Raw genomic sequence first — 15,150 nt, forward strand, 5'->3', positions numbered from 1 at the left:
TCATATACGACATGCCGGCCGAAAAGGCCCCCGGACTTGTCACGAGCCACGAAACCGACCGCGACTGGTGGCGCGGCGCGGTGATCTACCAGATCTATCCGCGGTCGTTCCAGGACACCAACAATGACGGCATCGGCGATCTGCGCGGCATCACGCGCCGGCTGCCCTATGTCGCCTCGCTCGGTGTCGACGCGATCTGGGTCTCGCCCTTCTTCAAGTCGCCGATGGACGATTTCGGCTACGATGTCAGCGACTACCGCGCCGTCGATCCGATGTTCGGCACGCTCGCCGACTTCGACGCGATGATCGCCGAGGCGCACCGGCTCGGCCTCAAGGTGATGATCGACCAGGTTCTGTCGCACACCTCGGACCAGCATCATTGGTTCCGCCACAGCCGCATGGACAAGACCAACCGCTATGCGGACTGGTATGTGTGGGCCGATCCCAAGGATGACGGCACGCCGCCCAACAACTGGCTGTCGATTTTCGGCGGTTCGGCCTGGGAGTGGGACACCAACCGGCGGCAGTATTATCTGCACAACTTTCTCAAGAGCCAGCCGGACCTCAATTTCCACAATCCCGACGTGCAGGAAGCCCTGCTGGCCGATGTGCGCTTCTGGCTCGATCGCGGTGTCGACGGCTTCCGGCTGGACACGGTGAATTTCTACTTTCACTCGACCGGCCTCGAGAACAATCCGCCGCTGGCGCCCGAATTGCGCAACGCCACGATCGCGCCGGACGTCAACCCCTACAATCATCAGGACCATCTGTACGACAAGAGCCAGCCGGAGAATCTCGCCTTCCTGGAACGCTTCCGCGCGCTTCTGGACGAATATCCCGCCGCTGCCGCAGTCGGCGAGGTGGGCGATGCGCAGCGCGGCCTGCAGATCGTCGCCGACTACACTGCCGGCAGCGACCGCATGCATATGTGCTATTCGTTCGACTTTCTGTCCTCGACCCGGCTGACAGCCGAACGTGTGCGCGAGGTCGTCCAGGAGTTCGAGGATGCGGCGCCGACAGGCTGGTGCTGCTGGGCGTTTTCGAACCATGATGTGGTCCGCCACGGCAGCCGGTGGGCCGACCATGTCGTCGACCGCAACGGCTTTCTGAAGATGAATGCCACGCTGATCCTGACGCTGCGCGGATCGGTGTGCCTCTACCAGGGCGAGGAACTCGGACTGACCGAGGCGGTGCTCGATTTCGAGGATTTGCAGGATCCTTACGGCATCCAGTTCTGGCCGACCTTCAAGGGGCGCGACGGCTGCCGCACGCCCATGGTGTGGAGCCACAACGAGCCCAATGCCGGCTTTTCGGAGGGCAAGCCCTGGCTGCCGGTGCCCTACGAACATCTGACCAGCACGGCCGACCTGCAGGCGGAGCACGACGACAGCATTCTGCAGCACTATCGCCGGATGCTCGCCTTCCGCGAACGCCATCAGGTCTTCGCCAAGGGCTCGATCGCCTTTGCCGATGCGCCGGACAATGTGCTGATGTTCGTACGCGAGCATCAGGGCACCAGGATGCTTGTCGTCATCAACATGAGCGACCGGCCGCGTTCGGTCGAACTCGACGACAAGGGCTGGCAGGCCGTCGAGAACAGCCCGCACGGCGATGTGCCGCGCCAGGGCGACACACTCGAATTGGCGCCCTTTGGCGCGTTTTTCGCGACCATGGAAGCATAGGAACCGGCGCAACCGGCTGCCGGCGGGAGGAGACTATGGCTGACCTGAAACTGACGAAGATCGTCAAGTCATATGGCGATGTCGAGGTGCTGCACGGCATCGATCTGGAAATCGAGAGCGGCGAGTTCGTCGTCTTTGTCGGCCCGTCGGGTTGCGGCAAGTCGACCCTTTTGCGCACCATCGCCGGGCTCGAGCGGATCACGGCCGGCACGATGGAAATCGACGGGCGCGTCGTCAACAACATCCCGCCGTCCGAGCGGGGCATCGCCATGGTGTTCCAGACCTATGCGCTCTACCCGCACATGACCGTCTACGACAACATGGCGTTCGGCATGCGGCTGGCCAAGAAGTCCAAGCAGGAGATCGAGGATCGCGTCAGGAACGCCGCCGACATCCTGCAGCTCGGACCCTACCTTGACCGGCTGCCCAAGGCGCTGTCGGGCGGCCAGCGCCAGCGGGTCGCCATTGGCCGCGCCATCTGCCGCGACCCCAAGGTGTTCCTGTTCGACGAGCCTTTGTCGAACCTCGATGCCGCGCTGCGCGTTGCCACCCGCATCGAGATCGCCAAGCTGAACGAAACCATGCCCGACACGACGATGATCTACGTCACCCACGACCAGGTCGAGGCGATGACGCTGGCCGACCGGATCGTCGTCCTGCGGGGCGGCTATGTCGAACAGGTCGGCGCGCCGATGGACCTCTACCACAAGCCCGCCAACCTGTTCGTCGCGCAGTTCATCGGTTCGCCGGCGATGAACATTCTCGATGGCTCGGTCGCTTCGGCTTCGAGCGGCAAGATCGCCGTCGACGTCGAAAGCGGCGGCAAGGCGACGGTGCCGATCGCCGGAGCGGGCGCCAAGGCCGGCGACGCCGTCAAGCTCGGCGTCCGTCCCGAGGACCTGCGCATCGCCGGAAAAGGCGAAACGCCGATCGTCAACGGCACGATCGACATTGTCGAGGCGCTTGGCGAAGTCACGCTGCTTTATGTGCAGGTCGAGGGTCACGAGGAAGCCGTGCTGGCCAAGCTGCCCGGCTACCATCAGGTCGAGCGCGGAACCGCCATTTCCCTGACCGCCGATGCCGAACAGCTCCATTTGTTCGACTCCGACGGCCATTCCATGGCGCGCAAGGCCGAGGCCAAGGAAGCGGCCTGACGCCCATCTCCGGGATAAAGCCGCCGTCCCTGTGAATGTGGGAGGGCGCGCCGGTCCGCTAGCAGTCCGTCAATGGCTGTCGCGCGGCAGCCCTTTGGTCTCGTCGATGCGCTGAAATTCAACCGCCGGGTCCAGCACCATGCCCTCGTCGAACTGGCAGACCATTGAGCGCTGGATCGCCTGCCACGGCGTCTGGGACGCCGGATAGGCATAGCCGCCCTTCGCGTCGAGCGCCGCGCGGCGCGCTTCCAGTTCAGCATCATCCAGCAGAACGTTCACCGTGCCGGCTTTCAGATCGACCCGCAGCCGGTCGCCATTTTCGAGCAGCGCAAGAGTGCCGCCAGCCGCCGCCTCGGGCGAGGCGTTGAGGATCGAGGGCGAACCGGACGTGCCCGACTGGCGCCCGTCGCCGATGCAGGGCAGGGAGGTGATGCCGCGTTTGATCAGCGCGTCCGGCGGCCGCATGTTGACCACTTCCGCCCCGCCCGGGTAGCCGATCGGCCCCGCCCCGCGCATGACGAGTATGGTGTTCTCGTCGATGCCTTCGGCCGGATCGTCGATGCGGCCGTGATAGTCCTCCGGCCCGTCGAACACGGCCGCCTTGCCTTCGAACGCGTCCGGGTCGTCAGGGTTCGACAGATAGCGTTTGCGGAAGTCCTCGGAGATGACCGAGGTTTTCATGATCGCCGAGCGGAACAGATTGCCTTTCAGGTTGATGAAGCCCGCTTCGCTCTTCAGCGCGGTCGCGACCGTCCGGATGACGTCTTCGTTCCGGTTCTCGGCATCGGCGCAATTGTCGGCCATCGTCCGGCCATTGACGGTGATCGCGCCCGGATGCGGCAGAAGATCGTTGCGGATCAGTTCGGCCACCACCGCCGGCACGCCGCCGGCGCGGTGATAATCCTCGCCCAGATACTCGCCGGCCGGCTGCAGATTGACGAGAAGCGGCACGGCATGGCCGAGCCGCTGCCAGTCGTCCGGCGTCAGTTCGAGACCCAGATGCCGAGCCAACCCGTTCAGATGGATCGGCGCATTGGACGACCCGCCAATCGCCGAGTTGACGACGATGGCGTTCTCAAAGGCTTCCCGCGTCATGATGGCCGAGGGTGTGCGTTGTTCAAGCACAGCCTCGACCGCCATGCGCCCGGTCTCGTAGGCCATCTGGCCGCGCTCGCGATAGGGCGCCGGAATCGCCGCCGACCCGGGCAGCTGCATGCCAAGCGCTTCGGCAAGCGAATTCATCGTCGTCGCCGTGCCCATCGTGTTGCAATAACCGACCGACGGTGCTGAGGCCGCCGCCGCGTCCATGAACTGGTCATAGTCGATCTCGCCGGCAGCGAGCTTTTCGCGGTACTTCCAGATGATGGTGCCCGACCCGGCCCGTTCGCCGCGATGCCAGCCATTGAGCATGGGGCCGACCGACAGGGCGATGGCGGGGATGTTGACGGTCGCGGCGGCCATCAGAAGGGCAGGCGTGGTCTTGTCGCAGCCGATCGTCAGAACCGCGCCGTCGATCGGGTAGCCGTACAGGACCTCGACGCAGGACAGATATTGCAGATTGCGGTCGAGTGCCGCGGTCGGCCGCTTGCCGGTCTCCTGGATCGGATGGACCGGGAATTCGAGCGGCACGCCGCCCGCCGCGATGATGCCGTCGCGCACCCGCTTGGCCAGTTCGATATGGTGCCGGTTGCATGGCGCGATGTCAGAACCCGTCTGCGCGATGCCGATGATCGGCTTGCCCGACTGCAGCTCCTCGCGCGTGATGCCGTAGTTCAGATAGCGCTCCAGATAGAGCGCGGTCATGTCCGGATTGTCCGGATTGTCGAACCAGGCCTGGCTGCGCAGTCTGGTGGTGCGCTTGCTGTTCATATGCGTTCCCCTTTGCCCTACCGGTATGGGCAAAGGGGACGCCGATCAAGCGTCGGCTTGCCCGCCCGCCCGCAAAGCCCGGACATGGGCCACCAGCGCGGCGGTCGACGCGTCGCGCTGGTCGGCTCCGTCGCCGGTTTCGACCACCGGCAGCAGGGCGGTCGCCAGTTCCTTGCCCAGTTCCACACCCCACTGGTCGAACGCGTTGATGCCGAAAAGCTGCGCCTCGACGAAGACGCGGTGTTCGTAAAGCGCTATGATCCGTCCCAGCGTAAAGGGGTCGAGCCGGTCATAGACCAACGTGGTCGAGGGCCGGTTGCCGGTGAACACCTTATGCGGCGCCAGCGCATTGGCCGCCGCTTCTTCCATGCCGTTGGCCAGCAATTGGTCGGTCGCTTCCTTCAGCGTGCGGCCCTTCATCAGCGCCTCGGACTGGGCAAGACAGTTGGCCAGCAGCAAATGGTGATGATTGGCCAGATCGTCCTCGTGCCCGTTGGCGGCGACGAGGAACTCGACCGGGATGATGTCGGTGCCCTGGTGCAGCAGCTGGAAGAAGGCGTGCTGGCCGTTGGTGCCCGGCTCGCCCCACACGATCGGCCCCGACACGCCGGCAATGGGCGTGCCGTCGAGTGCGACGCCCTTGCCGTTACTTTCCATGTCGAGTTGCTGCAGATAGGCCGGAAGACGCGCCAGCCGCTGGTCGTAGGGGATCACCGCGCGGGACGGGTAGCCGCTGATCGCCCTGTGCCAGTAGCCGATCAGTCCGGCCATGACGGGCAGGTTCTGCCGCATCGGCGCGGTCCTGAAATGGGTGTCCATGGCGTGCGCGCCGTCCAGAAACCGGCCGAACTGCGTCGGCCCGATTGCCATCATGATCGGCAGGCCGATCGCGCCCCACAGCGAATAGCGCCCGCCGACCCAGTCCCAGAAGCCGAAGGTCCGGTCGGCGCCGATCCCGAAATCGGCCACCTTGTCGAGCGCCGTGGAGACCGCGCAGAAATGCGCCCCGACGGCATCTTCGCCAAGCTGGCCGACCAGCCATTTGCGGGCGGTCGCCGCATTGGTCATCGTCTCAATGGTGGTGAAGGTCTTCGAGGCGATGATGAAAAGGGTGCGGGCCGGGTCGAGCCCGGCGAGCGTGTCTCCAATGTCGGCGCCGTCGACATTGGAGACGAAATGACAGCGTGGTCCGTCATGGAAGGGCGAAAGCGCGCGCACCGCCATCGCAGGTCCCAGATCGGAGCCGCCAATGCCGATATTGACGACGTCGGCGATCGGTTCGCCGGTGGCGCCGCGGATCGCGCCGTCGCGCACACCGTGGCAGAAATCGGCCATCGCGGCGAGCACGGCATTGACGGCTGGCATCACGTCGGCGCCGTCGACCATGACCGGATCGCCGGACCGGTTGCGGAGCGCGGTGTGCAGGACCGCGCGACCCTCGGTCGTGTTGATCGCTTCGCCGGCGAACATCGCCGCGCGTCGGCCATCGAGATCGCAGGCGTCCGCCAGCGCTTCGAGCAAGGCCACCGTCTCGCCGTCGACCCGGCATTTGGACCAGTCGAGCAGCATGTCGTCGAGCCGGGCGGAATGGGTCTCGAACCGGTTGGCGTCGCGGGCGAACGCGGCGCGCATGTCGGTCGGCGCGCCGGTCGCGGCGTGCGCCTTGAGGGCCTTGATGGCGTCGGTCTTGCTGGTCATGGCGGGGCTCCCTTGATGCCCACGCGCTTTAGCAAACAGGCGCGCGGAGGTCACCGGTCCTGGCGTGACAATCCGGTCACAGCCGCGACAGCAAAACGCCGCCGAACACCATGGCAACGCCGGCGATCCGCGCCAGCGATATCGGCTGAACCGGAACGCCGAACGCGCCTATCGCATCGAGCGCCAGCGCCGCGACGAGCTGGCCGAATACGGTGGCGCTGACGACGGTCAACACGCCGAGCTTGGGCACGGCCCACAGGATGGCAAAAACGTAATAGGCGCCGAGCAATCCGCCGGTCCATGCCCACCAGGGCATCGCGGCGAGGGCCGATCCGGCGGGGACGGCCCCGCGTGCGACCGTGACCGCGGTCAGGATAACGAAGCCGACACCGAACGAGATCGCGGCGGCAGCGACAGGATCGCCGGCCAGCCGGCCGAGCGTCGCATTGATCGGTCCTTGCGTGGACAAGAGCATGCCGCCGAAGACGACGACGGCGATGGGAAGCAGATAGTTCAACGACATGGCGGGCCCTCCGGCCCGCCACCTATCGCGATTTGTGCCCGCTTGGCCAGCGCGGCGGGGAAGGGCTCAGCGCAGTTCGCGGCGCAGGATCTTGCCGACATTGGTCTTCGGCAACTCGTCGCGGAACTCGATGTGCTTGGGCCGCTTGTAGTTGGTCAGATGCTGCGCGCAGTGATCCTTGACGTCCTTTTCGGTCACGCCGTCATGGGCACGCACGACGAACAGCTTCACCGTTTCGCCGGAATGTTCGTCCGGCACGCCGACGGCCGCCGCTTCGACCACGCCCTCGCAGCCGGCCGCAACTTCCTCGATTTCGTTGGGATAGACGTTGAAGCCCGAGACCAGGATCATGTCCTTCTTGCGGTCGACGATCTTCGTGTAGCCGCCCTCATCCATGAAGCCCATGTCGCCGGAGCGGAAGAAGCCGTCCCCGGTCATCACCTTTTCGGTCTCGTCGGGCCGGTTCCAGTAGCCGGCCATCACCTGCGGGCCGCGAATGCAGATTTCGCCGACTTCGCCAAGCGGCAGCGGCTTGCCGTCATCGTCGCGGATCGAAATGTCGGTCGACGGCATCGGCAGGCCGATCGTGCCGGTGAACTCGGTCGCGTCCAGCCGGTTGCCGGTGGCAACCGGCGAGGTCTCCGACAGGCCGTAGCCTTCGGTGACCATGCAGCCGGTTACCTCGCGCCAGCGTTCGGCAACGGGCTTCTGAACGGCCATGCCGCCCCCGAAAGTCATGCGCAGATGGCTGAAGTCGAGCTTGCGGAAGTCGTCATTGTTCAACAGCGCGTTGAACAGCGTGTTCAAGCCCGGAAAGAAGTGAAATTCGTGATTGCCCAGTTCCTTGACGAAGCCCGGAATGTCGCGCGGATTGGGGATCAGGATGTTGTGCCCGCCCTCCTTGATGCCGACGAACGCGTTCACCGTCAGCGCGAAAATGTGATAGAGCGGCAGCGCGCAGACATAGTTGATGCTGTCCGGCTTGCCCTTGGCGCGGTAGCCCACATCGAGCCAGGTCGAACACTGCTCGATATTGGCCAGAATGTTCGCATTGGTCAGCGTGGCGCCCTTGGAGACGCCGGTCGTGCCGCCCGTATATTGCAGGAAGGCGACATCCTCAGGTCCGATCTCCGGCCGGTTCGGCGTCTTGCCCTTTTCCTCTGCCAGAACCGCCTTGAACGATTTGTGCCCGTCAATGTGCCAGGCTGGCACCATCTTCTTGACGTGGCGGACAACCAGATTCACGATATGGCCCTTGAATCCCATCATGTCGCCCATGGTGGCGACGATGGCATGCTCGACCTGGGTGTCGTCGATCACCTGCTGCAGCGTGTTGGCGAAGTTTTCCAGGATCACGATCGCCCTGGCGCCGCTGTCGTTGAGCTGGTGCTCCAGTTCGCGCGGCGTGTAGAGCGGGTTGACGTTGACGACCGTCATGCCCGCGCGCAGCACGCCGGCCATGGCCACCGGATACTGCAATATGTTGGGCATCATCAGCGCGACGCGGTCGCCCTTCTGAAGTCCCAGCGACTGCAGGTGTGCGGCAAAGGCGTTCGAGGCGGCGTCGAGTTCGCCATAGCTGATCGCCTTGCCCATGCAGGAGAACGCGCGGCGCTCGGCGTAGCGTGCAAACGCATCGTCGAACAGGGCGGCGATGGATGTGTGGCTGAGCGCGCCGATCTCGGCGGGTGTGCCGTCAGGGTATGATTTCAGCCAGATGCGGTCGTTGTCCGCATCTGTTGGTGCGGGTGCGCGCTCGGCGGCAGGTTTTGCCATGGTGTCCTCCCAGACTGTGATGTGACACGCAGCACCGCGATGCCGGACCACATTGTGGTTTCGGGTGCCGCGTCCGGCCGCCCGATCTTCCCGCATGGCGGGAATCTGTCATGGATCGGTCATAATGAACTTAGCCGAAAGTCGCAAGCAATTCTAACGTATACGTCAATGTCACCATGTCGACTTCTGGCCCGCTTCGCGCCGGTCAGAATCCGCCGTGAACATCGAGATGTTTTTGTTCTTCGTCTGTGCTTTGCCGGCCCAGAACCGCATTGCGGTGCGGGAAACGTCCGAAGCGGACGATAACGTCGCGGTGCAGGTGCGCATACTTGATGCCGTCCTCCTTGCCCAGCGCCTGAAAGAGTTCGATCGCGCGATCCTGGTCGGCCAGCGCTTCCGAGTGCATGAACGGCATGTAGAGGAAATGCCGTTCGTCGCCGGTCATTGACGCGTCGTGACCCGCCGAAATGGCGCTATCGGCGACGGCGCGCGCGTGGGCATCGCTTTCGAACGCGCGCGGGCTGTCGCGGAACATGTTGCGCGGAAACTGGTCGAGCACGATCACCGCGGCGAGCGTCGTGCGCGGATCGGTTACGAGTTCGGCCGAAGGCATGGCGCGCAAGCCCTCATAGGTCTCGGCGAACCGGGTCTGGATGACCTCGTCGACTTCATCGTCGCGCTTGAACCATTGGGCGGGTTCGAGTTCGCCGAACCAGAAGTCCAGCACCGGTTCGATCCAGTCTTGCGCCATCGTGGGGCCTCCCCTTTCGGCGCCGGAAGCCGGCGCGTTCAGGCTGGACGAAAGCACAGACCGCGCCCTTCGGGCAATCGCAAGTGTCAGCCGGATCAAAGACGTTGACCGCACCTTCCCGGCGATGCGGTGCCGCCGCCCGTTTGGCCCCGTTGCGGCCTGCAATACGTGGTGCACACAGGCTTTGCGGCGAAATCGAGTTTACATGTGACAAGGGCAGTGACATATGTAAGGTCATGAGGAGGGTTCTCATGCGGAATGAACGATCGTCCGAGGATGTCGCCCTGGGAATCCGGCGGCGCGTCTTCGAGCACGCCATGCGCAACAATGGCGGATATTTGTCGCAGGCCTGTTCGGCCGGCGAGCAACTGGCCTGGCTCTACAATGAAGAGCTCAATCTCGGGCCGCCGACACTTCCGCCCATTCCCGAGCCGTTCGGCGGCGTGCCTTCTGCCGGCAATCCGGGCTATCACACAGGCGCCGGCTACAACGGACCTGCCGAACCCGGCTACGACCGGCTGTTCATCGCGCCCGCCCACTATGCGCTGGTCGCCTATGCGACGCTGATCGAGGTCGGCCGCATGGCGCCCGAGGGTCTCGACATGTTCAACAAGGACGGCTCATCGGTCGAAATGATCGGCGCCGAACATTCGCCGGGCATGGAGGTGCACAACGGCACGCTCGGCATCGGCCTGTCGACCGCCGCCGGCCTCGCTTGGGGCCGGGCACGCAAGGGCGAGCCGGGCCGCACCTGGGTCTTCATGTCCGACGGCGAGGTGCAGGAGGGGCAGACATGGGAAGCGGTTCAGGCCTGCGCCCATCACGGCATCGACAATCTCTACGCGATCATGGACGTCAACGCCCAGCAATGCGACGGCGCCATGGATTCGGTGATGGAAGTGGGCGACATCCGTCAGAAATTCCTCACCTTTGGTGCCGCCTGCGTCGAGATCGACGGCCACGATCTGGGCGCCATGCGCGATGCGGTGCGCGAGCCGCATGAGGGCAGACCGCTGATCATTCTGGCGCACACCAGCCCGTTCCACACGATGAGCATTCTCCAGGAACGGTTTCCGCGCCTTCACTATGTGCGCTTCAAGTCCGAGGACGAACGTGCGCGCATGAACGCATCGATCGCCGCCGATCTCGGCGTCGAGCCGATCAACTATACGCATTGAGGAGCGCGATCATGGTTGAGATGGTGAACCGCCCCTATGCGTCGGCCTTCGAGAAATTCGCCGCCGGCAATCCGGATATTTTGTGCCTGTCCGCCGACCTGACATCGTCCTGCGAGATCGACGGTTTCCGCGACCGGCACCCCGACCAGTTCGTCTCTCTCGGGATGGCCGAGCAGAACATGATGAGTTTTGCCGGCGGTCTCGGGCTGGCCGGCTTCCGGCCTTTCATCCACACATTCGGCGTCTTCATGTATCGCCGGCCCTACGACCAGCTGATGGCCTCGATCGCCTATCCCAGGCGCAAGGTCCGGCTGATGGGGTTCCTGCCGGGCGTCACCACGCCGGGCGGCATGACACACCAGTCGATCGAGGACATTTCGGTGATGCGCTCGATCCCGAACATGACGATCCTGGAGACGGGCGATGCCACCGAGGTCGAAAGCATCTGCGAGGCTGCGGACTCCATTGACGGCCCGGTCTGGTGCCGCGTTCTGCGCGGGTCGGTGCCGCGCCTGTTCGACACTCCCATCCGCGTCGGCGAGATGCGCGAACTGGCGGATGGCGATGACATTCTGGTCGTCACGTCCGGCATCTGCACCGAAGAGGCGCTGCGTGCCCGCTCGGCGCTTAAAAAGGCCGGCCTGTCGATCCGCCACCTTCATCTGCACACGATCAAGCCGTTCGACCATGGAGCGTTGCTCGACCATATCGGCTCGGTGCGGCACGGCGTGATCACGCTGGAAAACCATGTCACCGAGGGCGGCGTCGGCAGCCTTGTCGCCGAAACCATGGCCGATGCCGGCGTCGGCAAGCGTCTGGTGCGGCTTGGTCTCAGGGACACCTATGCCCATGGCGGATCGCGCGCTTATCTGATGCGCTATTACGGGCTCGACGCGCTCGCCCTTGTGCGCGGCATCGAAGACCTTGTGGGCCAGTCGTTCGGCATCGGCGAGGACGATCTGGACGCGGCGCGCGTCGATGCGGTGCATTCGCTGGTCAAGGCCGAAGCGCTCTGATCGGGCGCTGGCCCTTCAAAACCGGACGCTCGGCGAGACCGGCGACCTGCAAGACGCTTGAAGATTTGGAGAGGTGGCTGGGGAACCTGGATTCGAACCAGGACTAACGGAGTCAGAGTCCGTGGGTCTACCGTTAACCTATTCCCCAACAGGCCGCGCCGGTGGCTGACCGAACAGGCGGACAGGCGCCGATATATGGCGTTTGGCGCGCCAATGCAATTGTCTTGCGCGCATTTTGCCTTGGCGTTTTTCCGCGCCCCTGATACGCTTTGCTCAACTTCACACACAGCGCGCGAGCTGCGCCCCAAGGCTGCGCCGCGCGGGAGAAATGATGTGACCAAGCCTGGTCCGGACACTGACGTGTCCCACTCAGGCCCCCATGTCCGTGGCGAGACAGCCGCCGATGGACCCGGTGACGGCCCTGTCGAGACGGGCGCCCATGCGGCGCCGCGCTCCGCCACATCAAAGCCTGACGGCAACCGGGAAACGTCGCCGAGCCACGAGGCCGCCCGCCCGGACGATCACGATCCGTTCGCCAAACGGCCCTCCAAACGCGGACGCCGCCGCCGCCGCAGCGACCGCAATGGCGCGGCGAAAAGCGCCGCACCGGACACCACGCCCGACGATGGGCGTGACCGTGCGGCCGGCGCGGCCGACGAAAAGCCGGTAGCCGGTCGCGGCAAGCGCCGGCGCGGCCGCCGCAAGCGCAATGCCACCCGATCCGACAATAACGCCATGGCGACGACAGCCGGCCAGCACGGAACGCCGTGCGGCCAGCGCAAGGACAAGCCGTCGCCGCCGGCGCCCGCCATCCGCCGGGAACGCGAGGCGCCCACCGCCTATGCCGCGCTCGATCTTGGCACCAACAATTGCCGCCTTCTGGTTGCCGTGCCGACCAAGCCCTGGTCGTTCCGCGTGGTCGATGCGTTCTCGCGCATCGTGCGTCTGGGCGAGGGGCTGGGCGCGTCGGGCCGCCTCTCGGACGAGGCGATGGACCGCGCGGTCGGCGCGCTCGCCGTCTGCCGCGACAAGCTGACCGCCCGGCCGATCGGCCGCACCCGCCTGATCGCCACCGAGGCCTGCCGCTCGGCCGAAAACGGCGCCGAATTTCTTGATCGCGTCCGCGACCAGACCGGGTTGAAGCTGGAAGTCGTCGACCGCGAGACCGAGGCACGTCTGGCGGTTGCGGGCTGCGGATCTCTGGTCGACCGGTCGGCGCGCTCGACCGTGCTGTTCGACATTGGCGGCGGATCGTCGGAGATTGCCGTCATCGATCTGCCCCATGCCGGCCGCCGCAACCTCTCCGACAACATCGTCGCATGGACGTCGCTGCCGGTCGGTGTCGTCACCATGGCCGAGCGTTTCGGCGGCACCCATGTGGATGCCGAGAGCTTTTCGGCGATGGTCGCCCATGCCGAGGCGCTTCTGGGCGAGTTCGCCGAAAAACATCGGCGTGGCGGCAACGGCGTCTCCGACGACGCGTTCCACCTGATCGGCACCTCGGGCACGGTGACGACGCTGGCTGGAATTCATCTGGGCCTTGCCCGCTACGACCGCCGGCGTGTCGATGGCCTCTGGATGCGCGACCACGAGGTCGACCGCATCAACGACCGGATCCTGTCCTGGTCGTTCGACGAGCGCGTCGCCAACCCGTGCATCGGGCGCGACCGCGCCGATCTCGTGCTGGCCGGCTGTGCGATTCTGCAGGCGATCCGCAATGTCTGGCCGGCGCAACGCCTGCGGGTGGCCGATCGCGGCCTGCGCGAGGGCCTTCTGACCGAGATGATGGCCGCCGACGGCGTCTGGCGCCGCGGCCATCACCGGCGCGGACGGCCTGACACGGCGCCCAAGCCGCGCCCCGCCGGCGGGCCGGGCGAGCGGCGATGAGGGGGCGGCCATGAAACGCAAATCGGCAAAGCCCGGCGGCCGGTCGATCAACCAGCATGTGCGGCGCAAGCAGAAGCTCAAACCGTCCTCGCGCCGCTGGATCGAGCGACAGCTCAACGACCCCTATGTGCAGCGCGCCAAGCGCGAGGGCATGCGCTCGCGCGCCGCCTACAAGCTCGTCGAGATCGACGACAAGCACGGGCTTCTGGGTCCGGGCAAGCGTGTGATCGATCTGGGCGCGGCGCCCGGCGGCTGGTGCCAGGTCGCCGTCGAACGCACCGGCTCGACGCCCGAAAAACCGCTTGTCGCCGCGATCGATTATCTGGGCATGGACCCGGTGCCGGGCGTGACCATCCTCGAAATGGACTTTCTCGACGACGATGCACCCGACAGGCTGATGGCGGCGCTCGACGGCGCACCCGACATCGTGCTGTCCGACATGGCCGCGCCCACCGTCGGCCACCGCAAGACCGACCACATGCGCACCATGTATCTGGTCGAAGTCGCCGCCGAGTTCGCCATGGAGGTGCTCAGGCCCGGCGGGCACTTCCTGACCAAGACGTTCCAGGGCGGCACCGAAAAGGCGCTGCTCGACCGGCTGAAGGCCAGTTTCGCGCAGGTGATGCACATCAAGCCGCCCGCCAGCCGGGCGGAGTCGGTTGAGCTCTATTTGTTGGCGAAGGGCTTCAAGGGCCGCCCCGACGCTTCCTGACCGGCCTTAGTCGTCCGTCTTGGCATCGCCTTTGACCAACTCCCCGCCCGGAACATCGAGCGCTTCGAGCCAGATGCCGACATAGCTGTCATAGATCGCGGCGCGCTCGGCGCTGAAGGCAAGGATGCCGCCCTTGATCAGCTTGACCTCGACGATCTCACCGCCGAAATCCATCGGCACCCATTCACCTGTCCTCGGGTTCCACGCCCAGACGGTGGTCTGGTCGCGCACATAGATTGTGTGAACCTTGGGCGCTTTGATTTCCTTCTTCTTGTCCTCGTCCTTGTCGTCCTTCTTTTCGTCGGGCTTGCCGCCCCCGCCATCCTTCTTCTTGTCGTCTGGCTTGGGCGGGGTCGGCTTGGCGCCCGGTCCCTTGCCTTTGTCCTTGTCCGGTTCGCCCTTCTTGATCTTGTCGATCTTCTTCTTCAGCGCATCGAGTTCGCGCTTGGCCGCCTCGATGGCGGCTTCGCGAATGGCGTCGTCCAGTTCATCGACGCCCTTTTCGACCTGCCGGATGTCGTTTTCGTCTTCAACGCCATCGCGGTGCTTGCGGGCAACCTTGAGCTTTTCGGCGATCTTCTTCTTTTCATCGTCGACCTCGCCGAGGTCCTCAAGGTCTTCGTTTTTCTCGACCGCGCCATCGGCAACAAGGCCCTGACCGACGAGCTGCGCCATGCCACCCAGCGCGCCGATTTCTTTTTTGGCCTCGGTTCCCAGATGCTCGTTGACCGCATTGATGGCGTTTTTCAGCGCATCGTTCAGCGTGGCGATCAAGGCGGCGGGCGCGTCGATCTCGCCCAGCTTCTCGATCTTCTTCTTGATCCGTTCGATCTCGTCAAAGACCTCCTGGACCGGCTCCGGCAAACTGACGTCTTCGCCCATGTCATCCTCCTCACCCGAAATG

At 65.0% G+C, this 15,150-nt stretch carries 12 protein-coding genes and 1 tRNA gene; 6 read left to right on the forward strand and 7 right to left on the reverse strand.

Annotation, left to right across the window (positions count from 1 at the left end; all coding sequences use genetic code 11):
- Positions 1-11 precede the first annotated feature (11 nt).
- A complete protein-coding gene (locus ACOQOU_RS13125; RefSeq protein ID WP_306025372.1) occupies positions 12-1,682 on the forward strand; it encodes an alpha-glucosidase family protein in 1,671 nt (556 codons plus the stop codon).
- 35 nt (positions 1,683-1,717) lie between these two features.
- On the forward strand, positions 1,718-2,836 hold the full coding sequence (locus ACOQOU_RS13130; RefSeq protein ID WP_306025218.1) for an ABC transporter ATP-binding protein: 1,119 nt from the start codon (positions 1,718-1,720) through the stop codon (positions 2,834-2,836).
- Between the two features lie 69 nt (positions 2,837-2,905).
- Here the strand turns inward: ACOQOU_RS13130 and ACOQOU_RS13135 are convergent, their stop codons facing one another.
- The 5 genes from ACOQOU_RS13135 to ACOQOU_RS13155 form a co-directional block, all read right to left on the reverse strand.
- Positions 2,906-4,705: an IlvD/Edd family dehydratase gene (locus ACOQOU_RS13135; protein ID WP_306025219.1), complete on the reverse strand. Its 1,800-nt coding sequence runs from the start codon at positions 4,703-4,705 to the stop codon at positions 2,906-2,908.
- A gap of 45 nt (positions 4,706-4,750) precedes the next feature.
- Complete coding sequence (gene pgi / locus ACOQOU_RS13140; protein ID WP_306025220.1) at positions 4,751-6,403, reverse strand: glucose-6-phosphate isomerase; 1,653 nt, start codon at positions 6,401-6,403, stop codon at positions 4,751-4,753.
- A 76-nt stretch (positions 6,404-6,479) separates the two neighbouring features.
- On the reverse strand, positions 6,480-6,926 hold the full coding sequence (locus tag ACOQOU_RS13145; RefSeq protein WP_306025221.1) for a DMT family transporter: 447 nt from the start codon (positions 6,924-6,926) through the stop codon (positions 6,480-6,482).
- Positions 6,927-6,992: 66 nt separating this feature from the next.
- Positions 6,993-8,702 carry a long-chain-fatty-acid--CoA ligase gene (locus ACOQOU_RS13150; protein ID WP_306025222.1) on the reverse strand — a complete coding sequence of 570 codons (1,710 nt, stop codon included), beginning with the start codon at positions 8,700-8,702 and terminating at the stop codon, positions 6,993-6,995.
- 205 nt (positions 8,703-8,907) lie between these two features.
- The gene (locus ACOQOU_RS13155) at positions 8,908-9,453 is read right to left on the reverse strand and encodes a DUF924 family protein (protein ID WP_306025223.1); all 546 of its coding nucleotides are present in this window, start codon (positions 9,451-9,453) and stop codon (positions 8,908-8,910) included.
- A gap of 251 nt (positions 9,454-9,704) precedes the next feature.
- On the opposite strand from ACOQOU_RS13155, the gene ACOQOU_RS13160 reads away from it, so the two are divergent.
- The gene (locus tag ACOQOU_RS13160) at positions 9,705-10,631 is read left to right on the forward strand and encodes a transketolase (protein ID WP_306025224.1); all 927 of its coding nucleotides are present in this window, start codon (positions 9,705-9,707) and stop codon (positions 10,629-10,631) included.
- Between the two features lie 11 nt (positions 10,632-10,642).
- Complete coding sequence (locus ACOQOU_RS13165) at positions 10,643-11,647, forward strand: transketolase family protein (RefSeq protein WP_306025225.1); 1,005 nt, start codon at positions 10,643-10,645, stop codon at positions 11,645-11,647.
- Positions 11,648-11,721: 74 nt separating this feature from the next.
- Here ACOQOU_RS13165 and ACOQOU_RS13170 read toward each other — a convergent pair.
- Positions 11,722-11,795 (reverse strand) — tRNA-Gln (locus ACOQOU_RS13170).
- A 212-nt stretch (positions 11,796-12,007) separates the two neighbouring features.
- Between ACOQOU_RS13170 and ACOQOU_RS13175 the strand changes: the two genes are divergently transcribed.
- Both ACOQOU_RS13175 and ACOQOU_RS13180 read left to right on the forward strand, forming a co-directional pair.
- On the forward strand, positions 12,008-13,534 hold the full coding sequence (locus tag ACOQOU_RS13175; protein WP_306025226.1) for a Ppx/GppA phosphatase family protein: 1,527 nt from the start codon (positions 12,008-12,010) through the stop codon (positions 13,532-13,534).
- A gap of 10 nt (positions 13,535-13,544) precedes the next feature.
- A complete protein-coding gene (locus ACOQOU_RS13180; protein WP_306025227.1) occupies positions 13,545-14,246 on the forward strand; it encodes an RlmE family RNA methyltransferase in 702 nt (233 codons plus the stop codon).
- Between the two features lie 6 nt (positions 14,247-14,252).
- On the opposite strand, the gene ACOQOU_RS13185 is transcribed toward ACOQOU_RS13180, so the two are convergent.
- Positions 14,253-15,128, reverse strand: a complete 876-nt coding sequence (locus tag ACOQOU_RS13185) for a hypothetical protein (protein ID WP_306025228.1) — start codon at positions 15,126-15,128, stop codon at positions 14,253-14,255.
- Between the last annotated feature and the right edge of the window lie 22 nt (positions 15,129-15,150).

This window comes from Oceaniradius stylonematis (assembly GCF_965223445.1).
Taxonomy (GTDB): domain Bacteria; phylum Pseudomonadota; class Alphaproteobacteria; order Rhizobiales; family Rhizobiaceae; genus Roseitalea; species Roseitalea stylonematis.